Source organism: Pseudomonas persica (genome assembly GCF_900291015.1).
Taxonomy (GTDB): domain Bacteria; phylum Pseudomonadota; class Gammaproteobacteria; order Pseudomonadales; family Pseudomonadaceae; genus Aquipseudomonas.
Genome location: NZ_OLKL01000193.1, coordinates 1 through 264, shown reverse-complemented (window position 1 = coordinate 264; position 264 = coordinate 1). Strand labels below are relative to the sequence as shown.

Below are 264 nucleotides of genomic sequence, written 5' to 3'. Positions count from 1 at the left end.
GGCTGCTATTGTTCGTGGCCTAAGGATCTGTAGCCCGTCCACTTTGGTAAGGAATGTTCATGAAGCGCGTCCTGCAGTTTTTTGCGGTGCTGATTGTGCTGGTCGCCCTGGGCGCCGGTTGGTACGTCTACAGCAAACAACCCACGCGCCAGGGCACGGTGACGCTGGCGCACCTGCAAGGTTCGGTCACGGTGCGCTACGACGACCGTGGCGTACCGCATATCCGCGCCGAGAATGAGGCCGATCTGTACCGCGCCCTGGGCT

The 264-nt window shown here is 61.4% G+C and carries 1 protein-coding gene; it reads left to right on the top strand.

The window, feature by feature from the left end:
- Window positions 1–59 precede the first annotated feature (59 nt).
- On the top strand, window positions 60–264 hold a 205-nt coding region (locus tag FQ664_RS26245; protein ID WP_144175908.1), incomplete at its 3' end, for a penicillin acylase family protein.